General features: G+C 59.4%; 22 protein-coding genes. 9 read left to right on the top strand and 13 right to left on the bottom strand.

Annotated elements, in window-relative coordinates:
- Window positions 1-16: 16 nt before the first annotated feature.
- Window positions 17-2,704 (bottom strand): DUF6541 family protein, encoded by a 2,688-nt coding sequence (locus tag QP977_RS05615; RefSeq protein WP_070827534.1) that lies wholly within the window; start codon window positions 2,702-2,704, stop codon window positions 17-19.
- A gap of 190 nt (window positions 2,705-2,894) precedes the next feature.
- On the opposite strand from QP977_RS05615, the gene QP977_RS05610 reads away from it, so the two are divergent.
- The 3 genes from QP977_RS05610 (at window position 2,895) to QP977_RS05600 (ending at window position 5,566) form a co-directional block, all read left to right on the top strand.
- Complete coding sequence (locus QP977_RS05610; protein ID WP_049190315.1) at window positions 2,895-3,326, top strand: hypothetical protein; 432 nt, start codon at window positions 2,895-2,897, stop codon at window positions 3,324-3,326.
- A 96-nt stretch (window positions 3,327-3,422) separates the two neighbouring features.
- Window positions 3,423-4,478 carry a tryptophan--tRNA ligase gene (gene trpS, locus QP977_RS05605; protein WP_049171954.1) on the top strand — a complete coding sequence of 352 codons (1,056 nt, stop codon included), beginning with the start codon at window positions 3,423-3,425 and terminating at the stop codon, window positions 4,476-4,478.
- Window positions 4,479-4,540: 62 nt separating this feature from the next.
- A complete protein-coding gene (locus QP977_RS05600; RefSeq protein WP_070549728.1) occupies window positions 4,541-5,566 on the top strand; it encodes a YhjD/YihY/BrkB family envelope integrity protein in 1,026 nt (341 codons plus the stop codon).
- On the opposite strand, the gene QP977_RS05595 is transcribed toward QP977_RS05600, so the two are convergent.
- Window positions 5,567-6,817 (bottom strand): D-alanyl-D-alanine carboxypeptidase family protein, encoded by a 1,251-nt coding sequence (locus QP977_RS05595; RefSeq protein WP_187406705.1) that lies wholly within the window; start codon window positions 6,815-6,817, stop codon window positions 5,567-5,569. It lies immediately after the preceding gene.
- A 157-nt stretch (window positions 6,818-6,974) separates the two neighbouring features.
- On the opposite strand from QP977_RS05595, the gene QP977_RS05590 reads away from it, so the two are divergent.
- Entirely contained in the window at window positions 6,975-8,204 is a 1,230-nt protein-coding gene (locus QP977_RS05590) for an adenosine deaminase (protein WP_016422148.1), read from the top strand.
- 29 nt (window positions 8,205-8,233) lie between these two features.
- On the opposite strand, the gene QP977_RS05585 is transcribed toward QP977_RS05590, so the two are convergent.
- From QP977_RS05585 to QP977_RS05575, 3 genes are all read right to left on the bottom strand, one after another.
- The gene (locus QP977_RS05585) at window positions 8,234-9,475 is read right to left on the bottom strand and encodes a SatS C-terminal domain-containing protein (RefSeq protein WP_070827536.1); all 1,242 of its coding nucleotides are present in this window, start codon (window positions 9,473-9,475) and stop codon (window positions 8,234-8,236) included.
- Window positions 9,476-9,607: 132 nt separating this feature from the next.
- On the bottom strand, window positions 9,608-10,651 hold the full coding sequence (locus tag QP977_RS05580; RefSeq protein WP_049171958.1) for a C40 family peptidase: 1,044 nt from the start codon (window positions 10,649-10,651) through the stop codon (window positions 9,608-9,610).
- Window positions 10,651-11,055, bottom strand: a complete 405-nt coding sequence (locus tag QP977_RS05575; protein ID WP_070429820.1) for a hypothetical protein — start codon at window positions 11,053-11,055, stop codon at window positions 10,651-10,653. The genes QP977_RS05580 and QP977_RS05575 overlap by 1 nt, the downstream gene beginning before the upstream one ends.
- 261 nt (window positions 11,056-11,316) lie before the next feature.
- On the opposite strand from QP977_RS05575, the gene upp reads away from it, so the two are divergent.
- Window positions 11,317-11,952, top strand: coding sequence for a uracil phosphoribosyltransferase (upp, locus tag QP977_RS05570; protein ID WP_049171962.1), 636 nt, complete (start codon window positions 11,317-11,319; stop codon window positions 11,950-11,952).
- A 9-nt stretch (window positions 11,953-11,961) separates the two neighbouring features.
- Here upp and QP977_RS05565 read toward each other — a convergent pair whose 3' ends face one another.
- The gene (locus tag QP977_RS05565; protein WP_141747466.1) at window positions 11,962-12,648 is read right to left on the bottom strand and encodes a hypothetical protein; all 687 of its coding nucleotides are present in this window, start codon (window positions 12,646-12,648) and stop codon (window positions 11,962-11,964) included.
- A gap of 196 nt (window positions 12,649-12,844) precedes the next feature.
- On the opposite strand from QP977_RS05565, the gene QP977_RS05560 reads away from it, so the two are divergent.
- Both QP977_RS05560 and QP977_RS05555 read left to right on the top strand, forming a co-directional pair.
- The gene (locus QP977_RS05560; protein WP_049171968.1) at window positions 12,845-14,071 is read left to right on the top strand and encodes a M20 family metallopeptidase; all 1,227 of its coding nucleotides are present in this window, start codon (window positions 12,845-12,847) and stop codon (window positions 14,069-14,071) included.
- A gap of 75 nt (window positions 14,072-14,146) precedes the next feature.
- On the top strand, window positions 14,147-15,556 hold the full coding sequence (locus tag QP977_RS05555; RefSeq protein WP_016422155.1) for an NAD(P)H-quinone dehydrogenase: 1,410 nt from the start codon (window positions 14,147-14,149) through the stop codon (window positions 15,554-15,556).
- A gap of 98 nt (window positions 15,557-15,654) precedes the next feature.
- Here the strand turns inward: QP977_RS05555 and QP977_RS05550 are convergent, their stop codons facing one another.
- The 5 genes from QP977_RS05550 to pgi form a co-directional block, all read right to left on the bottom strand.
- Window positions 15,655-15,933: a mycoredoxin gene (locus tag QP977_RS05550; protein WP_284847198.1), complete on the bottom strand. Its 279-nt coding sequence runs from the start codon at window positions 15,931-15,933 to the stop codon at window positions 15,655-15,657.
- 98 nt (window positions 15,934-16,031) lie between these two features.
- Window positions 16,032-16,562: a dihydrofolate reductase gene (locus tag QP977_RS05545; protein WP_049190304.1), complete on the bottom strand. Its 531-nt coding sequence runs from the start codon at window positions 16,560-16,562 to the stop codon at window positions 16,032-16,034.
- Window positions 16,563-16,585: 23 nt separating this feature from the next.
- Entirely contained in the window at window positions 16,586-17,422 is an 837-nt protein-coding gene (locus QP977_RS05540) for a thymidylate synthase (protein WP_049190301.1), read from the bottom strand.
- A gap of 16 nt (window positions 17,423-17,438) precedes the next feature.
- Complete coding sequence (locus tag QP977_RS05535; protein ID WP_049190299.1) at window positions 17,439-18,194, bottom strand: 3'(2'),5'-bisphosphate nucleotidase CysQ; 756 nt, start codon at window positions 18,192-18,194, stop codon at window positions 17,439-17,441.
- 168 nt (window positions 18,195-18,362) lie between these two features.
- Window positions 18,363-20,000 (bottom strand): glucose-6-phosphate isomerase, encoded by a 1,638-nt coding sequence (gene pgi / locus QP977_RS05530; RefSeq protein ID WP_187406706.1) that lies wholly within the window; start codon window positions 19,998-20,000, stop codon window positions 18,363-18,365.
- Between the two features lie 224 nt (window positions 20,001-20,224).
- On the opposite strand from pgi, the gene QP977_RS05525 reads away from it, so the two are divergent.
- Complete coding sequence (locus QP977_RS05525; RefSeq protein WP_070429817.1) at window positions 20,225-21,706, top strand: NAD-dependent succinate-semialdehyde dehydrogenase; 1,482 nt, start codon at window positions 20,225-20,227, stop codon at window positions 21,704-21,706.
- A gap of 22 nt (window positions 21,707-21,728) precedes the next feature.
- Here the strand turns inward: QP977_RS05525 and QP977_RS05520 are convergent, their stop codons facing one another.
- Complete coding sequence (locus QP977_RS05520) at window positions 21,729-22,103, bottom strand: chorismate mutase (RefSeq protein ID WP_049171980.1); 375 nt, start codon at window positions 22,101-22,103, stop codon at window positions 21,729-21,731.
- 65 nt (window positions 22,104-22,168) lie between these two features.
- Between QP977_RS05520 and QP977_RS05515 the strand changes: the two genes are divergently transcribed.
- The gene (locus QP977_RS05515; protein WP_016422162.1) at window positions 22,169-24,868 is read left to right on the top strand and encodes a UvrD-helicase domain-containing protein; all 2,700 of its coding nucleotides are present in this window, start codon (window positions 22,169-22,171) and stop codon (window positions 24,866-24,868) included.
- A gap of 67 nt (window positions 24,869-24,935) precedes the next feature.
- Here the strand turns inward: QP977_RS05515 and QP977_RS05510 are convergent, their stop codons facing one another.
- Window positions 24,936-25,427, bottom strand: a complete 492-nt coding sequence (locus QP977_RS05510; RefSeq protein WP_038627827.1) for a hotdog fold domain-containing protein — start codon at window positions 25,425-25,427, stop codon at window positions 24,936-24,938.
- Between the last annotated feature and the right edge of the window lie 73 nt (window positions 25,428-25,500).

Below are 25,500 nucleotides of genomic sequence, written 5' to 3'. Positions count from 1 at the left end.
CCTAACCCCGAGCGGACTAGTGTGCTCTGAGGTCAGCGAACTCTGGGATCAACTCCGGCTCGGGAGCGGTTACGAGATGCCGGTTCTGCCGCAACATGGAGGCGATGCCGTCAACGATGGCGTCGGCCCATTTGTCCTGCATAGCGGGGTCGGCCAAATCGCGGGTGAGTTTTTCAGCGCCCACCGCTCCCAGCGATAGCGCAATTGTCGGCGCATGCGGCCGCGAACTCTGGTTCACCGCCACTGCCGGCGCCAGGCCGGTGCGAAACTCGGTTGGCACCCCGTTTGTGCTGTAACTGCTGTGCGGATTGAAACCTCGGTAAACCATTCCGTCGCGCACACCCGCCGCCAACTGCCAATCGGCAGGAGCATCGTCCTCAGGTTCGAGAGACTTCACCACAGCGGATACCGAAAAGCCACGATCGCCGATGTTATCCCCAGAAAGAGTCTGGCCCTCTGATGAGCGACCGACGATTACGGTGGCTGCGCTCGCCGTGTCGTCGGCAAGCGAATGTGCGCCAACGATTGCGCCGCGCTGACGGAGCTTGTCGCTGGCGCGTTGCACGATGCTGTCGATGTGAGCGGAAGTATCCCCACTCAAACGCAGCGCGCGAGGCAGGTCGGCGTTGATAGCCTCGATGGCCTCGCGGCGAGAGTCGACGGTGATGTGCGCGCCGGCGAGCGGATCGACAGCCTCGTCAGGGGAGGGGACGATCGGCTGGCGCGGAGGCATCCACAGCGGATTGGGGCGCGCCGGGCGGTGTGGGGAACTGTTGACAACAGCGTGCAACTCTTCAGGTGAAAACATCTTGTTGACCGCGAAAATCATCACCGAACTGTCGTGATACACAGGCGTGAGCCCCGGCGCGTGCCATGCCCAGGAACGCATCGACAGCGCCTCCGTGCCATCCGTGTTCACACCCGGCGGGGAACTAATGATGTAGTGCACTCCCAATTTCTTCGCCATGGCATCGAACTCTGGATGTGAGCCCAGCAGGTCAACGTTTATCGGCAGCTTGTTGCTCGCCTCGGCAGTTTTGTCGGAGAAGGAGAAATGGCGGAACAGGGTCGGCAGTCCGGCGATGGCATACATCCACGCAGAACCGTCACGACGGTCATTGAGAATATGCCCCTCAAACGCATGCGGCTGTGCGGACAGCCAATCAATAGCTTCCATGTCCGCAGCGGTCACAAACGTGCTTCCGAAACTCTGGCGAATTGCCTCGCGCTGAGCAGGCCCACTCGCCCAGGTCGCAGGCACAATCGCCAGTGCCGCTACGAGCCCCATCGCCAGCGCAGGATTCCACGACTTGGTCGGCTGATCTCGCTTTGCGACGATCCACTGCGCCGCAGCCACAATCCCGACAACGGCAGCCGCGACTGCGTAGCCGACCAGCACTGCGCGCAGAATTCCCATAACCGCCTGCATGCGGTACGGCATGTCGTAGAAGAAAGTGCCAATAAACTTCAGATAGGTGCCGAACGGCTCAGACCAACGGGACTGCGCACTATCGGACACCACAAAGAGCAGCCCGAAAACCAGTGCCGGCCACGGAGCCCATGGGCTGTCTGGCAGGCGAGAGACAAGCGCCACCACCAGGCCGATGAGCACAAGAACCAGAACAGTCCGGGAAAAGATGGGCTCGTCAGCATAGCGGGAAAACCCAATCAGAGTTCGCCACAGTGATTCGGAGCGGGAAATCTCAATTTGGCCGGTAAAGCCCGCAACGGATTCGCCTTGCCCCCTCGCGGACAAAGCTGCCGGGAGAGTCATCACCAGGGCGAGCGCGCCGATAATTAGCGTGCGAACTAGGCCACTGACGCTCGGTTGGGTAATCAACCACAAGCCAACAAAGAGCACGGCAGCAATTGCGCCGGCCGGGTGGGTGATAAACGTGCCGACCAGGGCAAGCGCAGCGGGGACAATATAGCCCCGCATGGTCAAAGCCGCAGCAATCGGCAAAGCGGCCACCGCGAGCAGATACGGCATGGAGGAGGTGCGCCAAAGGGCCACCCAAATCTCCGGAAGCATCAGCGTCGCGACGGCAGCTGCGGGACCGGCATAGGCCGCCCACTTAGGACCAACTGCGGTGCGGGCTAGCACCGCAGTTGCTGCGGGAACAAGCAGCGCCGGGGCCAAGAACGCAAACACGTTGGAATCGAGGAAGACCGAGCCGGGCAGCAGCCCCGCCATGGCATGCCAGCCGGTGGGGTAGAACATTTCGGCCCCGGTCTCCTGATTCATCAGGTCACCGGCCGCGGTGGGCGAGGCTATTGCATGCTCGTCAATGAACCGGAGGAAGTTGGTATGCCAGAGCATGTCCCAGGCTTCGCGGATAGCGCCGGGGCCGCCAGGGACGTCGTTAAGCACGAGCATGGCGCGCATCGAGCCGACTACCGTAACTCCGACGACAATCATCGCGGTGACAACGCCGGAATCGAAGCCGTCTTCGGGCGTTGCTCGGGGGACGAATCTGCGCACCAGATAGCCAATAGCACAGAACCATGCCCACATGCCGGCCACGAAGAGCCAGGTGTAATCCAGCCCGAGCACGTGAGACAACCATGCGGAAAAACCGGTCACACCCAGCATTAATGGGCCGGCAGATGCCAACGCGAGCGTGGGACGTAGCCCACTGGCCCAACCGAGAACTGCGCCTGGGACCAGCAGGATGAAGACGGCAACCGCAATGGCAGCGAGCATGGGACTCCTGACGGATAAGAGAATTGAATTAGTCCAATAATACCTGTGGGTTAGTTCGGCACTTGGGACGCGAGCGCCTAAGATTTGAAGAAGGACTGATGGGACTTCAGCCGCTGTAAAACCCAAGCGCGAATCTGCGCGGGACTTGAAGCGAGCTCGGTGCGGACCAGGAAAGGAGAGGACATCCCCAGTGAAAAACGGCGAGAGCGATAACAAGCGGCACCAGATGGCCGATTTGGAAGCCATCGCACGGAGTCTGCAGAACGACCCTGGCACTGCTGTCAATGTCCCAGTGGTCGTGACTTCCGGTGTCATTGTTGCGTTTATCGTGCTGTCTTTTGCCTACGCGTGGCCACTGTGGATTTCCCTCGGACTCATTGTTCTGCTGGGAGTCGTGATGGTCGTGTCCTACACCCGCAGGCCACCCGTAGCTCCGCTCGAGTTGACCCAGGGGGAGCGTGAGCGTGTTCGCCGTGTTCTCTCCGAACACGGCATCCGCCCAGCTGTCTCGTTGGTGCGCGCACTGTACCCCGAGGAATCGCCAGCCGCTGCGGCGCGCACCGTCAAATTGCTATCCGATCGAATGCTTGTGGAGCAAGGGGACGAGGGTCGTCGGGGCTAGCGTTTGGTAGTCGGTTTCCCGCAAAAGCCCGTCGTGTTGTCGAAACGGGTACGCCGTCGACTCTCCACTGCGGGCCTCGCGCTAGACTTATTGGCTATGAGTGAAAGCAAGGGTCCTGAAGCAACTAATCCTGCACCGAGTGCTCGTAAGCAGCGCGTTCTGTCCGGCATTCAGCCGACCGCAGATTCCTACCACCTGGGCAACTACCTGGGTGCATTGAAGAACTGGATTAATCTGCAGGATGACTTCGATGCTTACTACTTCATTCCAGACCTGCACGCCATCACTGTCGAGCAGAATCCGAAGGAGCTGCGTCAGCGCACTATCGCAGGTGCCGCACAGCTGATTGCACTCGGTATTGATCCGGAGAAGTCGGTTCTCTTCGTGCAGTCGCATGTGCCCGAGCACGCGGAGCTCGGATGGGTGTTGACTTGCTTGACTGGCTTTGGTGAAGCCAGCCGTATGACGCAGTTCAAGGACAAGTCCTCTCGTCAGGGCGCGGAACATACCTCCGCTGGTTTGTTCGCGTACCCGATGCTGATGGCTGCCGACATCTTGCTTTACCGCCCACAGCTGGTGCCGGTGGGGGAGGATCAGCGCCAGCACCTCGAACTGACGCGTAACCTGGCGCAGCGTTTCAACTCCCGCTACAAGAAGACCTTCGTGGTGCCGGATCCACACATCATGGAAGGCTCCGCGAAGATTTACGACTTGCAGGATCCGACCTCGAAGATGAGCAAGTCGGGTGCAAATCCGAAGGGCATTATTAACCTCTTGGACGACCCGAAGGTCTCCGCCAAGCGCATTCGCTCGGCCGTTACCGACAATGACGGAGAGATCCGCTTCGACCGTGAGAACAAGCCGGGCGTTTCCAACCTGCTGGTCATTCAGTCGGCGTTGACCGACAAGCCTGTCGACGAGCTCGTTGCCGGCTACGAAGGCGCTGGCTACGGCCAGCTGAAGGCCGATACCGCAGATGCGCTGGAGGCATTCACCACGCCACTGCGTGCACGCTATGAGGAGCTCATGGCTGATCGCGGTGAGCTGGAACGGATCCTAGCCGAAGGCGCAGACCGCGCCCGTGAAGTTGCCGCCAAGACACTTGCAGATGTGTACGAGCGCGTCGGGTTCCTGAAGGCCGCCAACCGGTAATTCAGCTGTAGACTCTGCGCTTCAGTCTCCGTACCGAAAGCTGGCACGTTAAGGTAGGGGACATGGCAACCTCTACTCAAAAAGATCCGAAGAGAACGGACCGCTATGGCATCGAGCGTGTACACGCCGATGAACCGAGCGCAATCGACCGCCTCCGCGAAAAGTGGGCGTGGTTCGATCACGTTATGCGGATGCAGGAGCGCTACTCCGAGCAGGGCGGTAACTTTTTTGCCGCCGCTGTCACGTACTTCTCCGTGCTGTCGATTTTCCCCCTAATCATGACGGCATTTGCCATCCTCGCGCTTGTGTTGCGTGGCAATGAGCAGCTGCTTGAGCAAATCCAGTCCGCTATCACCGACTCCATCGATGGGTCGATGGGCGACACCATCAACGCAATTATCGAAGGCGCGATCGATCAGGCAGGTGGCGTCTTCACCGTCGGTTTCATTGCCACCCTGTGGTCGGGGCTTGGTTGGATGGGCAACCTCTCCAACGCAGTGACACAGCTGTGGAAGCGCCCGCTAGGCGCTAGCAACTTCGTGATCGGAAAGGTTCGCGACCTGCTGCGTCTGCTGGGCATGCTGGTTATGATCCTGCTGACCTTCGCTGTCACTGCAGCCGGCTCTTCCGGACTGACCCAGTCCCTGCTGGACAAGATTGGTCTGGCCCATGTTCCGGGAATCACTATCATTGCGGGATTGATTGCCATCGCCATTGGTCTCGTCGCCAACTGGCTGCTGTTCTTCTGGATGCTCGCTTTTCTGCCACGCGGGGGCGCCCCGTTCCGCTCTGCGGCAAAGGGTGCGATTATCGGTGCGATTGGCCTTGAGGTTGTCAAGCAGCTCGGTAGCGTTTTCTTCTCCAACGCCCTGTCGAACCCGGCCGGTGCAGTTTTCGGTCCGGTCATCGGTTTGATGGTCGTTTTCTACCTCATCTGGCGCATCACTATGTACGCCACCGCCTGGACCGCGACGACCGAAGAAGCGCTTGCCGACGAGGAGCTGGATGCACCTGCTCCTGCTGTCATTAACGTCCGTGCGGAAGCGGCCAACCCGTCCGGATTGAACCGCCTGCTCGGTTCGAAATAATTAGCCTCGATCGCGTCTGCCGAAGCGGTAGGTGACCATCGCAATCAATGCGATGACACCTACGATGGCAGCGCTGACAGTAATTTTTAGCCCGGTTCCTGTTGACTCGTTGTCCAGGATATCGGGCAATTTTTCTACCAACTTATCCTCAGTCGCTTCCGCTTCGAGGACACCGACAGAGCTGTCCTGCGGTGCCGCGAAGCCGGCGTCGAGAAGCGATGCCGCCTGCTCCCAGGGGCGCGGTGAATCCTCCACAGTGACGTCGAGAACGATGACGCCGAGACGACGGCCATCGCGCTCAGCCACCCCAGCGAAGGTATGACGGGCATCGTCGGTAAAACCGGTCTTGCCTCCAAGGGCGCCGGGGTAGTCCTGGGCAATCAGCTGATTGTCGTTGGCGATTTCGAAGTCATCGACCTCGAGAGCCTTGTCTCCGGGGATGGTGGCCAGGCGGGTGGCCGAGAGCTTGCGATAAATCTCATTGTTGAATGCGTGCTGGAAGAACAGTGACATGTCGTATGCCGACGTCATCTGTCCCGGAGCATCGAGACCAGTCGGGTTGACCACTCGCGTATCCGTCGCCCCCAACTTCTTTGCCAGGGCATTGACCTTCTCTGTGGTCTTATCCATGCCACCAAGTTCGCGAGCCAAGGCGTGGCCGGTGTCGTTGCCGGAGTTAAGCAGCAGACCAGTCAGGAGCGTTTCTACCGAGTAGTTCACGTCCTCGACGATGCCGACACGAGAGCCCTCCATGTTCGCGTCCTCGAAGGTCGCCTTGACTGGAGTGTCGAGCTTCAAATTCTCGATTGCCTCCATCGCCAGCAGCACCTTAATAATCGATGCCGGACGGTAGCGGCCGTGCGGGTCCTTCGCCGCAAGGACATCGCCGGATTTCAAATCGAACACCGTCCATGCAGAGGCGGAGAGGTCCTTCGGAACGTCAAACCCCTCACCGCTGACAATGCCGCAGGCGGACATCTTGCTACCTCCAGCCGGCTTTTGAGGAACCGGAAGTGGAGCGGGAGATGTTTCGCCGGGAGCCGGAACCTCAGAGGAATCCACTGGTGCTGGTGGAAGGGTCTTGTAGGGGCAGCCCTCCGTGTCACGGATATCAGGTGCGGGACCGACAATCGGGGCGTCGTCGGTAAGCGAGGTGCTCTGCGCCATGGCTGCGGGGGCGGTGCTCGGCAGAAGCAGAGCGCTGGTAGCTAGCAGCGTAACGGCAGATGAGAAGCGGCGAGAGGGAAACATGATGAAATAAGGGTAGTAAAACGTCACCCGAAATGACGTATTCGTCGTGTGTGGATGGGGGGAAAACGGGGGAGCGGAAGCCTTTGTACAAAGCAGAATTACGATTCACCGGCAGTGAAGTAGAAGCGGAGGGCACAGTACCGATAGTCTGGCCATTATGACTAATTCTTTGCACAGTGATGCTCAGTCTCTGGACACACAGTCTTCGGCATCGAATCTCGATGAGATGCGCAAGGTTGTCGCCAGCCTGCCCAAGGTACTGCTTCACGATCACCTCGATGGCGGCCTGCGCCCGCAGACCGTTATCGACCTGGCCGCGGACTGCGGTTACACCGATCAGTTGCCCACCACCGACGTGGATGAACTGGAGAAGTGGTTCATTGACACCGGCAACTCTGGCTCGTTGCCGAGCTACCTGACCGCCTTCGCGCACACCTGCGCCGTCATGCAGACCGCTGAGTCGCTGACGCGCGTTGCGCGTGAGGCCGTCGAGGATCTGGCCGCCGACAACGTCGTCTACGCTGAGCTGCGCCTGGCTCCGGAAAACCATTTGGAAAAGGGCCTGGATATGCAGGCTGTCATCGACGCACTGGTCGAAGGCCTGGCGCAGGGTGAAGCCCATGCCGCCGCTGAGGGAAAGCACATCACCGCACGTCTGCTGGTCTGTGCGATGCGCCAGAATGACAATTCCAAGGAAGTCGCACAGCTGGTCATCGACAACTACGGGAAGAACTCCGACGGGTACGTTGTCGGTTTTGACATCGCTGGACCGGAAAACGGCTTCCCACCGGCTAACCATGCCGAAGCATTCACCATGCTGCGGGAAAACCTCATTCCGGTCACCATTCACGCAGGTGAAGACGCCGGTGTGGATTCGTTGCAGGACGCTGTCGTGCAAGGTGCTCGCCGCCTGGGTCACGGCGTGCGCATCTACGAGGACTTCGGTGCTTCCCTCGAGGGCATCGAATGCCAGGAGGTTGCCTCCGCTATTCGTGACCGCCAGATTCCGCTGGAAATCTGCCCGACCTCCAACGTTCAGACTGGTGTCTGTGACAGCGTTGCGGATCACCCGTTCTCGCTTCTCGACGATATGAGTTTCGCCTGCACGGTCAACACGGATAACCGTCTGATTGGTGCGACTTCCATGACCCGGGAGTGCATGGAGTTGGTGGAGAACTTCGGTTACGGCTACAGCGAGCTGTTCGAACTGACCTCGAATGCGCTAAACAATGCATTCGTGGATCTGCCGACCCGCGAGCACATCATGGACACCATTATTTACCCCGCTTACCTGCAGCTTATCGACAACAGCGACGAGGACATCGAAACTGATGTCAACGGTGCGGGTTTCGGTGCCGAAGATGAGCTGAACCTGACGCTGGACTAGCCAGCGCCGGCCAGCTTTGCTGGGAGGAGCTAGATCTTGGTCGTGAACCGAGCGGCCAAGTCCTTCTCCAGCTGCCTCCAGCCCTCGGCCTCATCGTCGTAAGGCGGAACTGGCTCGGACATTTCTCCGGTGTCCAGCAGGAAGTTCAGCAGCCACTGCAGCTGCTGGTTGCCCGCCAGTACCTCGTTCACGGCATCATCTCCAGCCCAGTCAGCGGCGTCTGCGAGTAGCTCGTACGCGCGGGCGAGCTGGGCGGTGTCCACGGCGTTCGGGCCCTTTTCAATGTCCTCGGCCAGACCGGTAAACGAATACTCATTGTCCTCGTGCACTACGGCCTCCAGTTCACCTGCGTTGGCCGCGGTGATGATTTCATCCCACGTCGTCAGCGCCGACATGTCGTGATGCTTGTGCTCCAGCAGCCAACGCACCATCGTGCGGGGCTGTGAGAACGTGTGAATCTCACCGGCGCTGCCCAGGAATAGCGGGCGACGCCCCATGTAACAACGCAAGGTGTAGAGCGTGCGGCCAGCGATGGAGATCTTGATCGGGTCGATGCCAGCGTTGGCCCACACCGTCTGGTCGTACGGATCGCCGGCGGTCTCCTCTGCGGACTTCTTTTCCTCTTCGCGCTTCTTCTCCGCTGCTTCACGACGCTCACGCTCCGCGGCCTCCGCTTCCTTTAATGCGGCTGCAGCAGCGGTTTCAGACTCTTCATCGATGCTCGGAGTATTTGCGCCGATGGCGTCGATAGCGTCAATGCAATTGTCCCAGTTGGTCAAGATGACATTGCCGATAGCCGACCACTGAGCGGCGCCACTGCCCTGGAAATGATCAGCACCATTTTGTGTGGCAGCCAGGACAGAGTGAGAGGCGAACATCTGGTTGATCGGAGTGAGATCCGCGATTGCACCAATCGCGCGAGTGATGGCAAGAATGCGATCTGCGCGCGAAACATGGTCGTAGTCGGCCCGGCCGGCCAGAATCTCTGGCAGCCCAATCAGGTCATAGCGGTGGCGTGGCGCCGCGATGGCAGCTCCCGGTAGCTGCTGGTTGAAGTTGCGCCAGCTGGGGTGCTGCGTGAAGTCGTGAGGAGCATCCGACTGTAGGAAAGCCAGGAGCTTTGCCGCCGATGAGAACAAATAGATGTCATCACCGCGGCCGAGCAGAGCCTGCCACTCGGAGCCACCCTCACGCCAGCTTGGAGCCCACAACGTGTAAAAGGTGCCCGAGGTCAGCTCGAGTTCGATAGGAACGATGCCTTTCCTGGCCATAGTTTTCGTCGCAGCCCTTCTGCTTGTCGGTGATTATTAAAACTCAAAAATTGTCATACCTGCAGCGCCCCCACGGGTGGCAAGTTTGCGTATTCCTATCTTAGAAGTTTTACGACGCAGATACCCACCGCACTATCCGGTCGGACGGTAGAACCCCTTAAACGGCATGCCGATGTTGGTCGTACGCACGGGGTTTACCTGCACCGGATCGCCCGCTTCGACCATCTTTCCGTCACCGATGACCATGGCGACATGGCCGTCCCACACTGCAAGATCGCCAGGTAGCAGTTCATCCTGGCTCACCTGTCTGCCGACGGCCTGTGCTTCTGCCGTGCGGGGAATATCAACACCAGCTTGCCCGTAGGCCCAGTGCGTTAAGCCTGAACAATCGAGCGCCTGCCCCGGCGTATTTCCGCCCCAACCATAGGGCGTTCCGACGGCACTCAGTGCAGCCTTCACCGCAGCTTGGGCCTCTGGTGTGGGCGCGCCAGCTCCAGCATCCGCAGGTACCGGCGCGCTGCCCGAATCGGACGACGCCTCCGAACCATCTGCAGCGTCGGTAGCGCTAGCCGATCCTGGGGTGTTCGTAGACGTAGAAGCGAGGGCGGCTTGAGTGGTACCTGGGGCCTCCAACTGTGCCGAGTGAGGTGGGGTAGGGGTGTCCACCGCGGTACTCGCTTGCTGTATCAGCGACTGCACCAGAGGTCGCAGTTCTTGCTCTAGTTTCATGAGCCGCGCAATGGCCTGGGAGATCGCGGAACTGGCCGCTGAGGCTAGGCTGGCGCCGGTCGCGGCGAGACCAGCGGGCCCCGCAGCCGTCGCAGTCAACGAGCCCATGGCGGAAGTGACAAAATCCATGGCGATCCGGGCCAAATCAGTGGCCGCTGACATTACTGAGGCCAGCCCCTTGGCAATGTCACTGTCAATGGTTCCGGCGCGAGTTTCCAAGTCGGCTGCCGCATTTGCAGCCCGTTTGAGACTTGTTCCCGCGGCCCCTGCTCCGGAACCAGCACCATCGCCCCAGTTGCGGTCAACGGAATCTGCCACTGAGCGCCAGGCGGTACTCGCGGCGGGTATTGCGGCCCCGGCAAGTCCTGCCAGTGCGGGTGCGATGGCAGGACTTAGCTGTTGTGCAATCGCGGTGGGGACCTCCGTAAGTAGATTGGTGGGAAGCATCACGCACCGCCCATTCCGCGAGTTGCAACGGCTCCCATTTTCGGTGAGATGGACTGCAGCGCATATGCGCCGGCATCTTCAGCAGTGGACACCGCAGAGACAAGAGCGTTCAGTGCACGAGCAGCGCTGGTGCCGTACTCATTCAGCTCAGCTACATGCTCATGCTGGCGCTGTAGAGCAGTGGCTGCAGCGTGACAGAAGGGCCCAGCAAACGGGACGTCGCCAAGCGAGAGCAGTGCGCTGATGCCCAAGTCAGCGCCGCTGACCTGCTGCGACAACGCGTCAAGGCGCGTGGCATCGGCAGAAATAAGCTCTGGCGCCAGCGTAAAGACTGAGTCATTCCCGCTAGTGGTCGGAGAGAGAAACGATTGGCTGTGGGAACTGTGTGGTGATGGACGGGACAATGTTGACGGCCTCTCTAGGAAATTCGCGTGTGGTTCAACACTCAGTGCTGTGGCTGAACGGCTAGCGGGGTTCGGACGGCGGCTGAGCGGCAAGTGGTTTGGTAGTAAGCGGGCTTACGCAAATGGGGCGCAGTAAAAAGCCCTCGTATTGTTAGGCGCGAAAAAGGCCGATTCGGTTCCATCTTTTTTGGGAACGCGTTTTCAGAAACTTGCGATGCCGGCACCAGAGCGGCAAAAGCAAAGCAATGTATTTTGGAAGGCATGGAGATTACCGTTGTCAACCATCCCTTGGCACAGTCACGTTTGACCATTCTGCGCGACGCGCGCACTGATAACGCGGGCTTCCGTGCGGCACTCGCCGATCTGGGCGCAATGCTGATTTACGAGGCAAGCCGGGAGCTGCCCGTCGATAACTTCGATGTTCAGACCCCAATCACTACCGCGCCGGGTTACCGTCTGCAGGATCCGCCGATTATTGTTCCCGTCATTCGTGCGGGGCTTGGCATGATCGATCCGTCGCTGTCGATGATTCCGGATGCGCAGGTGGGCTTTATTGGCTTGGCTCGTAATGAGGAAACTCATGAGCCGGTGCCGTACCTCGAGGCGCTGCCGGAGGATCTGTCCGGGCGCACTGTCTTCCTGGTCGACCCGATGCTGGCAACCGGCGGTTCACTGCTGCATGCCCTGAAGCTGTTGGCGGATCGCGGAGCGGACAACATCACGGCCGTGTGCATCATTTCTGCACAGCAGGGTGTCGACGCCTTGAAGGAATCCGGTTTCCCGGTGCGTCTTGTCACCACTGTGGTGGACCCGGATCTTAACGAGGATGCCTACATTGTGCCGGGGTTGGGAGATGCGGGCGACCGTCTCTACGGTCCCCGCAACATTGATCTTTAAATTAATCTCTTAGGCAGTTCCCCAGGCTTCTGCCGCGTACTTCTTGACGACCTCGTTGTCCTTGGTCACAAGAACTCCGTCGGGGGACATCTGGTACTTGTACGAGCCGTTTTGTGCAACAACGCGGTCGCCCTCATCGACGATGATGTCCATCGATCCGGAACCCTGTGGTGTATCCGAGCGGTAGTACTTCTCGCCGGAGCGCGTCTCACAAGCAGCAGCCTTAATTCCCTGTTCAGCGGCGATAACAGCAAAGGCGCGGTCACCGTTGTCGCAGCGTGCGGAGCTGCCCACGAAGCCCAGGCCGTCCAAGTCGGAGCGGCCAGTGCCGAAGTCCTGTCCCTCCGGAGCTGTTGTCGGCTCAGAGCTCGTCGTCGTGGATGGCGAAGACGTGGTGCTCGGCGTGCTTGACGACGAGGACGATGTCGAAGTGCTCGGCGTGCTTGACGACGTCTCGGAGGACTTCGACGTAGTTGTCGTCGTGGTGGTCGTCTTGCTCGTAGAAGTCGAACTCGTCGAGGACGGCGGTGTCGAACTGGGCGACGTCGGCTGCGAGGAGGAGGGGACCTCCGGACGCTGGGGCTCATCACTATTGTTCAGCGACAGGCCGATGGCGATGCCGATGACGACCACGAGTGCGGTGGCCACGATGATGATGGGGATGCTGAGAGACTTAGGTGTGCCATTGCCGGACATGCCTAATATCATCGCAGACTTCCTCAAAATGTGAAACATCTGATAATTGAAGGGGTCAAAGTGAAAGAAGTGGCCCCTGGTCATGTGTACGTCTGGCGCTGATATTCAAACGCTTGCCGGCCACTGCTGTCGCTGGCGCAGTCGTCGGTAGGCCTCTTGTTACGGCCTGTCGGTGGAGCGCTTACACTGGAGAATTGTGATTGAGGAGTTTATTAAGCACTGGTGGGCCGAGCACGCGAACGAGATTCTCGAGTGGCGGCGGCATCTTCATGCGCACCCAGAGCTATCTCACATGGAGCACGCCACCACGGCTTTTGTGGAGGAGAAGCTGCGTGCTGCAGGGCTGAAACCAGTGCTGTTTCCCAACACCGGCTTGATGGTCGACATTGGTGAAGATGAACTCGCCGGTAGCGAAGCCGGAGGTGAATTGCCGGGGCGTCTCGCTTTCCGCGGCGATATAGACGCGCTTCCAATTACAGAGACCACGGGGCTGGAGTTTGCCAGCACCAACGATGGCGTCATGCACGCCTGCGGGCATGATTTTCACACCACGATTACGCTCGCGACGGCTCTGGCTATGGCTGAGTACCACGAGAAGCACACGTTGCCGACGCCGCTGCGTTTCATTTTCCAACCCGCCGAGGAGGTCATGGTTGGCGGTGCACCCGAGGTTATCGCTGCCGGTGCGCTCAATGGCGTTGAGCGTATTTTTGCCGTCCACTGTGAGCCGAAGCTGCGCGTCGGTCACGTCGGCGTTCGAACAGGTGCCATCACCTCTGCGGCCGACACGTTGGAGATTCAGGTGCATGGCCCGGGCGGGCATACTTCCCGTCCGCAGATGACAGCCGATGTTGTCTATGCGCTGGGCAAATTGATTGTCGATTTGCCCGGCTTGCTGTCACGACGCGTCGACCCACGCACTGGCACCGTGCTCACGTTCGGCTCCGTTCACTCCGGGTATGCACACAACGCGATTCCGTCGGAAGGCAGCGTCAGCGGCACCCTGCGCACCGCGGACATCAAGACCTGGCGCGACATCGATCCACTGGTTCGCGAACTCATTGAACAAGTCCTCGCCCCGACCGGCGCAGAGTGCACCATCAATTACGAGCGTGGCGTGCCGCCTGTGCTTAACGACGAATACTGCACCGCCCTGATTGCGGAAGCAGTGCGACGAGTGGACGAGAATGCTGTCATTCAGGCCCCACAGTCGTCCGGTGGCGAGGACTTCGGTTGGTATCTCGAGCACGTCCCGGGCGCGATGGCCCGCTTGGGCTGCTGGTCCGGCCGCGGCGACAAGCACGATTTGCACCGAGATGACCTAATCGTGGACGAGCGTTGCCTGGGCGTTGGTGTGAAACTCTTCGCTGGCATTGTTGCTCGCTATGAGGACGGCGCGCAGTCAACCATGACTGTCCGTTAGACTATGGGGGCAAAGCGGGGAAAATGCCTCCCGCGGTAGTTACATTGTGATATCCACGGCAACTTTGGAGGATTTGTGGCACAGAGGATCGTAATCATTGGCGGCGGCCCAGCCGGCTACGAAGCAGCGCTGGTTGGCGCCAAGTACGGTGCTGAAGTCACTGTGGTTGAGGATGCCGGGATGGGCGGTTCTTCCGTCCTGTGGGATTGCGTTCCCTCTAAGGCCTTCATCGCGGCGACGGGCGTTCGTACCGATATGCGTCGTGCGGACGAGATGGGTCTGCGTCCGGACTTTTCCCAGCGCAAAATCGACTTCACTGCGGTCAACGAGCGCGTTAAGCGCCTGGCTCAGCAGCAGTCCGACGATGTTCGCGCGCAGATGGAGCGTGAGGGCATCAAGATGCTGCAGGGCCGCGGTCGCCTCGATGACCACGACCCGGGCCGTGTAACTCACTACGTCACCGTCGACTTGCTCGAGGGCGGCGAGGTCACTCTTGAAGCCGACCTGGTGCTGGTCAGCACCGGTGCGTCCCCGCGCATTCTGCCGGGTGCGATTCCTGATGGTGACCGTATTCTGACCTGGCGTCAGGTCTACGAACTGGAGGAGCTGCCGGAGCACCTCATTGTGGTCGGTTCCGGTGTGACTGGTGCTGAGTTCGTATCCTCGTTCACCGAGCTGGGTGTGAAGGTCACCATGGTCGCCTCGCGTGATCGCATCCTGCCGCACGAGGATGCCGACGCTGCAGATGCCCTAGAGGAAGTCCTACTGGAGCGCGGTGTGGACGTTGTTAAGAACGCCCGCTGTGATCTTGTCGAACGCACGGAGGACGGCGGCGTTCGCGTCGTCACTTCCGACGGCCGTGAGGTCTTCGGTTCCCACGCGTTGATGACCGTCGGTTCGATTCCGAACACCGCGGATATGGGCCTGGAAGCAAGTGGCGTAAAACTGACTCCTTCTGGCCATATTCACGTCGACCGTGTTTCCCGTACCAACGTGCCGGGTATCTACGCTGCCGGTGACTGCACCGACTTGTTCCCGCTGGCTTCCGTTGCAGCTATGCAGGGCCGTATTGCGATGTACCACGCCCTCGGTGAAGGCGTATCTCCGATTCGCCTGCGCACCGTTTCGTCGGCAGTGTTCACCCGCCCAGAGATTGCGACTGTCGGTGTCTCCCAGGCTCAGATTGAGTCCGGTGAGGTCTCCGCTCGCGTTGAGGTTTTCCCACTGGCAGGTAACCCGCGTGCGAAGATGCGCTCGCTGCGCCACGGTTTCGTCAAGCTGTTCTGCCGTAAGAACTCCGGCATGATTATCGGTGGTGTGGTGGTCGCTCCGACCGCCTCGGAGCTGATTCTGCCAATTGCGGTGTGTGTTTCCAACCAGCTCACCGTCGATGACCTGGCAAGTTCCTTCTCTGTCTACCCGTCGCTGTCTGGCTCGATTACTGAGGCTGCTCGTCAGCTGATGGCACACGACGATCTGGACTAATACTGGTATCGCGACTGGCAGCATGACCGGTCGTATTCATACTTAAAAAGCCGAGCCCCGAAAGTGGGGCTCGGCTTTTTAAATACTTAGCTTGTTAATTACTTGCCGGAAAGCTCAGCGTACTTAGCGGTGACTTCCTCAACCGACGGATTCGTGGCGTGCACGCCATCGGAGTACAGCACAGTCGGAACAACGCGGTTGCCATCATTGACGGACTCAACCCACTTCGAAATGTCGTCGTGCTTTTCGACATCCCAAGCCTCAAACGCAGTGCCGTTTTCCTTCAGGCCAGCAATAAGGTTCTGGCAGAAAGGGCACCAGGACGCAGCGTAAATGGTCACGTGTTCGGTGGTCTGTGGAGTCTTCACATCAGTCATACTTAGGTCAACGCGCGGACCAAGGCCGATATTCCATTGAGCAATACTTTCGCCGGGCAGTAGTCCCGCCTCAGAGCTTTGCTGGACAGGCTTCCAAGCTAATCCTCTAGCCGCCGCCACGTGCAGAAGCGGTAGCGTAGGCCGGTCGTTGACGTCTGCCACGGACCATCCTCGACGCGAACCCAGTCGTAGAGGTCGGGAGCCATGACCGGTACCGGGACGCTGACATCAGTATCAATGTCGGTGACCACGCATTCGTCGGCAAGCGAAAGTGCGTCACGATAGACGCGCCCGCCTCCGATTACCCACGCTGCAGGTTCGTCGGCGACGGCTGCGAGCGCGGCTTCGAGGCTGGTTGCGGACTCGGCGCCGGGGAAATCGGACACGGAGCGTGAAAGGACGATGTTTCGACGACCGGGGAGTGGTCGGAACTTGGGATTCAGCGAGTCCCACGTGCGACGCCCCATGATGACCGGTGCGCCCATCGTCGTTGTTTTGAAATGCTGAAGATCTTCAGGCAGATGCCAGGGCATAGTCGCACCGTCGCCGATAATGCCGGCTCGAGACTGCGCCCAGATCATCCCTACAAACGGGGGTCTTGCGCTGGTGGAAGCGGTGGACTCGTTCATGTCGACACTCACCTTTCGCTGACTTAGACAGCCACCTGACCGCGAATCAGAGGATGCGGGTCGTAGCCGATGACCTCAATGTCCTCGTAAGCGTAGTCGAAAATGCTGTCGGCCTTCCGAAGCTTCAGCGTGGGGTAGGGGCGCGGCTCACGGGAGACCTGCAGTTCGCACTGTTCAATGTGGTTGTCGTAGATGTGGCAATCACCACCGGTCCAGATGAACTCACCAACATCCAAGCCCGCCTGCTGCGCCATCATGTGCGTCAACAGTGCATAGGAAGCAATGTTAAACGGCACGCCCAGGAACATGTCCGCGCTGCGCTGGTAGAGCTGGCAGCTGAGCTTGCCATCCGCGACGTAGAACTGGAACAGCAGATGGCACGGCGGCAGCGCCATATTGGAAATCTCGGAGACATTCCAGGCGCTGACGATGTTGCGGCGGCTATCCGGGTTGGACTTCAAAGTCTCCAGCGCCTGTGCAATCTGGTCGATGTGGTGCCCATCTGGAGTGGGCCAGGAGCGCCACTGTACGCCATAGACTGGGCCGAGGTCGCCGTTGTCGTCTGCCCACTCATCCCAAATAGTCACCCCATGATCCTGGAGCCACCGGACGTTTGAATCGCCGCGGAGGAACCACAGCAGCTCGTACACGATGGACTTCAGGTGCACCTTCTTAGTGGTGATCAGTGGGAAGCCCTCGCTCAGATCAAAGCGCAGCTGGCGGCCGAACACTGAGCGAGTGCCCGTGCCAGTGCGGTCTGATTTAGCTGCTCCGTCAGCGAGAATTTCGCGCAGCAAATCCTCGTACGGAGTCTTAATGCCCTGATGAGCCTGTGTCGTGATGTCAGTGGAGTCGGTCATAGCCGCCCTAGCTTACCTACTTCTGCTCTTGATCCTTGAATTCCTTTACCAGTGCCAGAATCTCCTCCGACAGGTCCGGTCGGCAGAACAGCATATCCGGCAGGAAAGTATCGACATTATTGTAGGTCGGCGCGGAGCCGTCTAGGCGGCTGACAAAAAGTCCTGCGGATTTAGCGACACCAACCGGCGCTGCCGAGTCCCACTCGTACTGACCACCGTCGTGGATGTAGGCGTCGTAGTCACCGAGCAGCACGTGCATTGCCTTCGCACCAGCGGAGCCCATCTCCACCAGCTCCATGCCTAGCTTGTCAGCGACGTACTTCGCCACAGCCGGTGGGCGAGTACGCGATACGACAATCTTGCCCGCACGCGGCCCCTGCACAGCCTTGGCCTCACCCGTGTGGAAAACCTGGCCGTGATCCGGCAGACCAACAGCAGCGTGGGTCGGCTGACCGTCCTCTACTAGAGCGACATGAACTGCCCAGTCCTGGCGCCCCGAAGCGAACTCACGCGTGCCATCGAGTGGGTCAATAATCCACACCCGCTTTGAGTCCAGGCGCTCACGGTTATCCGCGGCTTCCTCCGACAGTAGTCCGTCGTCCGGACGGTGCTGCTCTAGTACGCGGGCAATCCACTCCTGTGCCAGTGCGTCGCCGGCATCTCCCAGAATGCGGCCACGCAGCAGGCCTACGTTGCGGACACCCTTGAGAATTTCACTGGCGCCCACGGCAAGTCGATAGGCAAGAACATCATCTTCAATGTAGGCAGACATGACTTAGATACTATTCGCTTTTTCCCGACCCCGCTTTACGACGGGATGCCGCGCCCCATCCTCACCGCAACCGAGTGGCCATACAAATAACAACAGCCCGCCCGCAGCGAGAATCAGTTCAAGCCGAAGGCGGACTCTTAGCTATCTAGGCCAATTGGCCAGAAGACGTTAGCGCTTGTCGCGGTACCACGTCAGCAGCGCATCGGTAGAAGCGTCGCCAGAATTAGGCGCCACTTCACCGGTAACTGCAGGCAACAGGTCACCAGCCTGCTGCTTGCCCAGCTCGACGCCCCACTGGTCGAAGGAGTTCAGGCCCCAGACAATGCCCTCGACAAAAGTAATGTGCTCGTAAAGTGCAATCAGCGCACCGACAGCGTCCGGGGTCAGTTCCTCAGCCATGATGGTCGTAGTCGGACGGTTACCCGGCATGACTTTGTGCTCCACGAGCTCCTCAGCAATGCCCTCTGCGCGAATTTCTTCTGCGGTCTTACCGAAGGCCAGCACCTTGGTCTGTGCGAAGAAGTTACTCATCAGCAGGTCGTGCATGGAACCTTCGCCAGATGCCGTCGGCAGATCCTGGCGTGGGCGGGCAAAGCCGATGAAGTCAGCCGGAACCAGGCGAGTTCCCTGGTGAAGAAGCTGGAAGAAAGCGTGCTGGCCGTTCGTTCCCGGCTCACCCCAGAAGATTTCTCCGGTGTTGTAGTCCACCCTCTTGCCGTCGGTACGCACGGACTTACCGTTCGATTCCATGGTGAGCTGCTGAAGGTACGCCGGGAAGCGAGAGAGATCCTCGGAGTAGGGCAGTACGGCATGCGACTGGGCGTCGAGGAAGTTTGAGTACCAGACATTCAGCATGCCCATCAGTACCGGCATGTTCTGCTCCAGCGGAGCGTTGAGGAAGTGCTCATCCATTGCTCGGAAGCCCTGCAGGAAGCGCATGAAGTCCATCGGGCCGACGACGGCCATGATGGACAGGCCGATGGCGGAGTCGACGGAGTAGCGGCCGCCGACCCAGTCCCAGAAGCCAAACATGTTCTCAGTGTCGATGCCGAATTCAGCGACCTTTTCGGCATTCGTGGAAACGGCAACGAAGTGCTTGGCGACGGCTTCTTCGCTACCCAGTTGCTGGATAAGCCAGCGGCGAGCTGCGTGAGCGTTGGAGAGCGTCTCCTGCGTGGTGAAGGTCTTGGAAGCGACAATAAACAGCGTGGACTCCGGATCGACCTCATCCAGAACCGCCTGCAGGTCAGATGGGTCAACATTAGAGACAAAGCGGGCATCAATGCCGGCAGTGGCGTAGGTGCGCAGCGCCTTGGTCACCATTGCCGGGCCCAAGTCGGAGCCACCGATGCCGATGTTGACCACAGTCTTAATAGTGTGACCCGTGTATCCCAGCCAGTCTCCACTGCGGAGGCTGCGAGCAAAGTCGCGCATGCGGCCGAGCACCTCATGCACGTCGGCAGCAACATCCTGGTCGCCGACGGTCAGATTTTCCTCTGCTGGCAGGCGCAGCGCTGTGTGCAGCACGGAGCGGTTTTCAGTGGTGTTGATCTTGTCACCGCGGAACATCTTCTCGCGTGCTTCTTCGATGCCAGCGGCGCGAGCGAGCTCAACCAGCTCGGCAAAACCGTCGAGGCACATCAAGTTCTTGGAAAGGTCAACGTGGAGAGTGCCCGCATCGAAAGTCAGCTTCTCAGTGCGGCCATCTTCATTGGCGAAAAGCTCACGCAGCGAGGTGGCGCGAACATTGTCCACGCGCTTAGCCAGCTGAGCCCACTGTTCGGTTGCGGTGATATCTACAGTCATTCCTGCTCCCAGGTGAGTTTTGACGAAATGCACTTTATACCTCCCCAGACTAGTTGCGTTTTGGCGCTCTCGCCGGGCGACAGTATTCGATCAGGCGTGACCACAATCTGCTGGCAGCTCGATTCCGCGGTGCCTATGCTCCGCCTATGCGCCGACCATCCGTCGACTATCCGCCACCTACGAGTCCCTAGCCCGCTTCAGCAAAGGCACCTACCCTGGAAAATATGACTGATTTCACCCCTGATTACGACAACATCCTCAAAGATGTCCCCACAGGCCTTCTCCTCGGCGGCGAGTTCCGTCCCGCGTCGAATGGTGAGACCTTCGATGTCGTTAACCCCGCGACAGATAAGCCGCTGGTCCAGGTCGCCTCCGCCACAGAGGAGGACGCCAGGCAGGCGCTTGACGACGCCGTCGCAGCCCAGAAGGAGTGGAAGGTAACCCCGCCCCGCAAGCGCAGCGAGATTCTTTACCGCGCTTTTGAACTCATCCGTCGGGATGCAGACAAGTTGGCCCAGCTGCAGTCCCTGGAGATGGGCCGTGCGTTGCCGGATTCCAAGGCTGAGGTCGGCTACGGTGGCGAGTTTTTTCGTTGGTTCGCTGAGGAGGCCGTGCGTATCTCCGGCGATTACCGAATTTCTCCGAGCGGAACCTCGCGCGTCGCGGTGATTAAGCAGCCGGTCGGCCCGGCTTTGGCTATTACGCCGTGGAATTTCCCGCTGGCTATGGGTACCCGCAAGATCGCCCCGGCACTCGCCGCCGGCTGCCCGGTCATTATTAAGCCGGCGTCCAAAACTCCGCTGACCATGCTCTACCTGGGCAAACTGCTTATCGAAGCCGGTGTCCCCGCAGGCGTAATCTCCGTGCTGCCAACAGGACACTCAGCCAACGTTTCGGCCCTGCTTTCCGATGACCGCCTGCGCAAGTTCACCTTCACCGGTTCCACCGAAGTTGGCCAGATGCTCGCTGCGAAGGCCGCGGAAACTTCGATGAAAGTTTCCCTTGAGCTCGGCGGGAATGCTCCGTTTGTCATTCTCTCTGATGGTGATGTTGATAAGGCTGTGCAGGCAGTCAGTGACGCCAAGCTCCGCAATGGCGGCCAGGTGTGTATCGCCCCGAATCGCTTTATTGTTCATGAATCCAAGAAGGATGCGTTCGTCGAAGGCGTCGTCAAGCGTTTTGCGGAGCTGAAGTTGGGCGAGGGTACCGATCCGGCGACGGACCTTGGGCCACTCGCGCTGCGTGATCAACAGGAAAAGGTTCGTGATCTGGTTGACGATGCGGTCAAGCGCGGTGCGAAAGTAGAGTGCGGCGGCAAGATCCCAGATCTCGGCGGCGCGCTTTCCGACGGCTACTTCTTCGAGCCCACAGTTCTGACCGATGTGCCCGAGGATGCGGATATTGTCCGCGAAGAGATTTTCGGTCCGGTGGTTGCAGTGACAACCTTCACGGACGATGAGCACGCGATTGAGCAGGCAAATGACACGATCTTTGGTCTGGCGGCGTATGTGTTCAGTGAGAACCTGACCAAGGCACTTGGTGCGGCAGAGGCATTGGAGTCCGGCATGGTTGCGGTCAATAAGGGCTCGCTGTCGGACCCGTCGGCGCCGTTCGGTGGTGTCAAGCAGTCCGGTCTTGGCCGTGAGGGCGGCTTCACCGGTATCAATGAGTTCCTAGAGGAAAAGCTGATTTCCCTGGAAGGCTAGCAGGACAGGTAGCTGGCGAGGGTTAGCCCAGGCGACCGCGTCCCATGCGCAGCAGCGCCGACGCGATTGCCGGGCCCTCTGGGCCAAGTGCGTCGCGGAACTCGTTGATGATCTGCACCTCTCGGCCGTGCACGAGACGCGTGCCGCCAGATCCCAGGCGGGTTTTGCCGACGGCCTTACTGATTGCGGTGCGGCGTTGAATGGCATCGATAATCAGCCCGTCAAGGCGGTTGATTTCCTTGCGGTACTGTTCGATCTCCGCGGAGCTCAACGGGTCATCGGTACCGGTGGGGGTGCGGACTTCAAAAGGGGATACTGCCGCCGCCTGCTGGCTGTGCTCGGCGCCGTCGGTGTTGTCGGTGTGTGCGGCGCGAGTGTCCGCAGGGTTTTCGCTCATAGTTCTTATTGTGCCAAAGGATTCGAACAGTCCAATCCGGGGGCTCGGCTACTGTAGTAGCCATCATGGGAAATGAAACTGGAATGCTGTTCGGGTCCTTCAATGCTGACGATGGACGTAGTGGCGATAGCCATGCTGGTTCGAACCACGGTGAGGCGGGCGGTGCTACGCCTGGCCGTGGTGGGTTCGGCCACTTCGCCAGCGCTGGTAGCAATAGCGCACCGAGTGACGCTGCCAGCTTTGGCGGCGGTTTTGGCGGTGGCTTCGAGCCCAGTTTTGATTCAGAGTCGCTGCTAGAGGGGCTTAATCCGCAGCAGCGCCAAGCAGTGGAGCACATTGGTTCACCACTGTTGATTGTGGCTGGAGCGGGTTCAGGAAAGACATCTGTGCTGACGCGCAGGATTGCATACCTGATCGGTGCGCGTGGGGTCCTGCCAAGCCAAATTTTGGCTATTACCTTTACCAATAAGGCCGCAGCCGAGATGCGCGAGCGTGTGGCGGGACTGGTCGGTGACCAGGCGCGGCGTATGTGGGTGTCCACGTTCCACTCCATGTGTGTGCGCATACTGCGCATGCAGCATGCGCTAGTACCGGGGCTTAATTCCAATTTCTCTATTTATGATTCGGACGACTCCCGGCGTTTGCTGTCCATTATCGCTAAGGACATGGACCTGGATGCCAAGAAGTTCACCGGCCGCGTGCTCTCGTCGCGTATCTCCAATCTCAAGAATGAGTTGATTGACCCGGAGAAGGCCCTCGCGGACGCGTCGACGACGCGCAATCCTTTTGATGACGTCGTTGCACGGGTTTACCTGGAGTACCAGACCAGGCTACGGGCGGCTAATGCCGTGGACTTTGACGATCTAATCGGTGAGGTCGTTCGGATTTTCACCAATCACCCGCAGGTTGCAGAGTATTACCGTCGCCGTTTCCGGCATGTGTTGGTGGACGAATACCAGGACACCAACCATGCGCAGTATGTTTTGGTCTCGACGCTCGTCGGCAAGCCCGGTGGAGATGTGCCTCCGAGTGAGCTGTGTGTGGTGGGCGATTCGGACCAGTCCATTTATGCCTTCCGTGGTGCGACTATTCGCAATATTGAGGAGTTTGAGAAGGACTATCCGGAGGCCACGTCGATTCTGCTGGAGCAAAACTATCGCTCGACGCAGACGATTCTGTCGGCGGCCAATGCGTTGATTGCGCGCAATGAGAACCGCCGGGAGAAGAAGCTGTGGACCGATCTCGGTGAGGGCGGCAAGATCAAGGGCTACGTGGCGGACAATGAGCACGATGAGGCTCGGTTTATCGCTAACGAGATTGAGCAATTGGTCGACTACGGGCCGTACTCGTATTCAGATGTGGCGATTTTCTACCGCACCAATAATTCCTCCCGTGCGCTAGAGGATGTCTTCATTCGTATGGGCGTTCCGTACACGGTGGTTGGTGGCACCAGGTTCTATGAGCGTAAGGAAGTACGCGATATTGTCGCCTACCTGCGCGTTATTGAGAACTTCGACGATGATGTTTCGCTGCGTCGCATTATCAATACGCCGCGCCGCGGAATCGGTGACCGTGCGGTGGCTCATGTGTCGCTCTATGCCGAGGACGAGAGGTGCTCGTTCGGCACGGCGCTACGTGCCGTAGCGGAGGGTAAGGTTCCGGCGGTGGCGGCGCGGAGTCGAAACGCGATGGCGGCGTTCGTCGAGATGATTGATGGCTTGGCGGCGGATATGGCATCCGGTGAACTGGCCGATATCGGTGATTTGGTCAACGCGATTATTGATCGCAGTGGGTACAAGTCGGAGCTCGAGCGCTCCAATGATCCGCAAGATGCCACGCGCCTGGACAACCTCAATGAGCTCGTCAGCGTTGCGCGGGAGTTCTCTGCAGAGGCGCGGATGATGTCGTCGGTGGATATTAGCGCTGATGTAAATGAAGGCTCTGGCGCTGCAGCTGATGCTGAAAGCGGTGCTGATACTAGTGGCGAGTCCGAGGTGGAATCTGGAATCGCGAATGACCTCGCGCGTGATTTCGCGGCCGACTTCGACAACGATGGGGAAGCGGAACCGGGAAGTCTGCAGGCATTCCTCGAGCGAGTTTCTCTGGTGGCCGATGCGGATCAGATTCCGGATGATGACACCGGTGTAGTGACGTTGATGACGCTACATACGGCTAAGGGCCTGGAGTTTCCGGTGGTATTTCTCATTGGCTGGGAAGACGGACTGTTCCCGCACCTGCGCGCCCTGGGCGATCCGAAGGAGCTGGCTGAAGAGCGACGTCTGGCCTATGTGGGTATTACCCGAGCTCGCAAGCAGCTGTATCTCACGCGCGCTGTGACTCGGTCCTCGTGGGGTTCGCCGCAGAATAATCCGCCTTCACGTTTCCTGGGGGAAGTCCCAAGCGACCTGATCGATTGGCTGCGCGAGGCTCCGGCTCGCAGCTGGGGCGCCGGTTCTGGTGGTTTTGGTTCTGGTGGCTACGGCGCGGGCAGCGCGTTTGGTCGTGGCCATGGTGCCTCGTCGGGCTTCGGTTCCAGCTCGGGCTTCGGCTCTGGTGGATCCTCTAACTCTGGTGCGTCATCCCGAAAGAAGAATCAGGTCTTGCACCTAGAGCCCGGTGACAAGGTTGTTCACGACAAGTACGGCTTAGGCACTGTGCTTGAGGTCCAAGGGGCCGCGCCCCGGGCAACTGCGATGATTGACTTTGGATCCGCAGGTAAGGTCCGCATGATGCTTATCGGCGGCGTGCCCATGGAGAAGTTGTAAAAGAACAACCACCGCCCGACTGGCCGTCCCTACCCGCGGCCGTGCACGTGCCACTATCGCGTGGAGGCTACTTAGGCTTCTTCGCTGTCACCCAGCAGTTGATGGTGGCATCTTGTACTTCGGTGCCGTTGGCATCGGTCAGCACGATGTGGACGGGAAAATCTACCCCACCAGTCTCCGGTGTGATGGTGGAGAAGTCCGGCAACTCAGCCTTGGCCACAGCCGTCAGGCCACCAACGGAGATGCGCTTGTAGTTCGTCGTCATGCCCTTTGGAACCCAGCGATGCGTTGTCGGTACGCTGGCCTCACAGAGCATGCCCATCGCGAATTCAGCGAGGTTACACGCAGCAATCGCATGCACGGACTTAATGTGATTACGCACGCCCCACCAAGCGGGCATGCGCGCTACCGCCAGTCCAGGCTGCATCGTCTCTAGCTTGGGACAGATTGTGCGGAAATATGGCGCCGTCAATGCGGCGGTTAAGGAAAATAGACGCTTGCCGACGACTGGAGTCGCAGCCAACTTCTTCCACATGCGGAATGTTTGAGTCTCTGCCATGTGCCAAGAGTAAAGCCCCAGTACCGGCGGCGATGCCGGTTTCTGAAAAATTTAATCAGGGGAGGCTTGCAGC

It is taken from the genome of Corynebacterium sp. MSK012, assembly GCF_030232435.1.
Lineage (GTDB): Bacteria > Actinomycetota > Actinomycetes > Mycobacteriales > Mycobacteriaceae > Corynebacterium > Corynebacterium jeikeium_D.
The sequence above is the reverse complement of the archived record's forward strand: the minus strand, read 5'-3'. Positions and strand labels throughout refer to the sequence as shown.

Excerpts from the sequence above, each read along its gene's own strand:
- upp (WP_049171962.1), top strand. The coding sequence starts at position 11,317 with ATGGAGATTACCGTTGTCAACCATCCCTTGGCACAGTCACGTTTGACC.
- pgi (WP_187406706.1), bottom strand. The coding sequence starts at position 20,000 with ATGACTGTAGATATCACCGCAACCGAACAGTGGGCTCAGCTGGCTAAG.
- QP977_RS05550 (WP_284847198.1), bottom strand. The coding sequence starts at position 15,933 with ATGACTGATGTGAAGACTCCACAGACCACCGAACACGTGACCATTTAC.
- QP977_RS05590 (WP_016422148.1), top strand. The coding sequence starts at position 6,975 with ATGACTAATTCTTTGCACAGTGATGCTCAGTCTCTGGACACACAGTCT.
- QP977_RS05580 (WP_049171958.1), bottom strand. The coding sequence starts at position 10,651 with ATGCTTCCCACCAATCTACTTACGGAGGTCCCCACCGCGATTGCACAA.
- QP977_RS05595 (WP_187406705.1), bottom strand. The coding sequence starts at position 6,817 with ATGTTTCCCTCTCGCCGCTTCTCATCTGCCGTTACGCTGCTAGCTACC.
- QP977_RS05600 (WP_070549728.1), top strand. The coding sequence starts at position 4,541 with ATGGCAACCTCTACTCAAAAAGATCCGAAGAGAACGGACCGCTATGGC.
- QP977_RS05615 (WP_070827534.1), bottom strand. The coding sequence starts at position 2,704 with ATGCTCGCTGCCATTGCGGTTGCCGTCTTCATCCTGCTGGTCCCAGGC.
- QP977_RS05525 (WP_070429817.1), top strand. The coding sequence starts at position 20,225 with ATGACTGATTTCACCCCTGATTACGACAACATCCTCAAAGATGTCCCC.
- QP977_RS05510 (WP_038627827.1), bottom strand. The coding sequence starts at position 25,427 with ATGGCAGAGACTCAAACATTCCGCATGTGGAAGAAGTTGGCTGCGACT.
- trpS (WP_049171954.1), top strand. The coding sequence starts at position 3,423 with ATGAGTGAAAGCAAGGGTCCTGAAGCAACTAATCCTGCACCGAGTGCT.
- QP977_RS05540 (WP_049190301.1), bottom strand. The coding sequence starts at position 17,422 with ATGACCGACTCCACTGACATCACGACACAGGCTCATCAGGGCATTAAG.
- QP977_RS05545 (WP_049190304.1), bottom strand. The coding sequence starts at position 16,562 with ATGAACGAGTCCACCGCTTCCACCAGCGCAAGACCCCCGTTTGTAGGG.
- QP977_RS05520 (WP_049171980.1), bottom strand. The coding sequence starts at position 22,103 with ATGAGCGAAAACCCTGCGGACACTCGCGCCGCACACACCGACAACACC.
- QP977_RS05565 (WP_141747466.1), bottom strand. The coding sequence starts at position 12,648 with ATGTCCGGCAATGGCACACCTAAGTCTCTCAGCATCCCCATCATCATC.
- QP977_RS05585 (WP_070827536.1), bottom strand. The coding sequence starts at position 9,475 with ATGGCCAGGAAAGGCATCGTTCCTATCGAACTCGAGCTGACCTCGGGC.
- QP977_RS05535 (WP_049190299.1), bottom strand. The coding sequence starts at position 18,194 with ATGTCTGCCTACATTGAAGATGATGTTCTTGCCTATCGACTTGCCGTG.
- QP977_RS05515 (WP_016422162.1), top strand. The coding sequence starts at position 22,169 with ATGGGAAATGAAACTGGAATGCTGTTCGGGTCCTTCAATGCTGACGAT.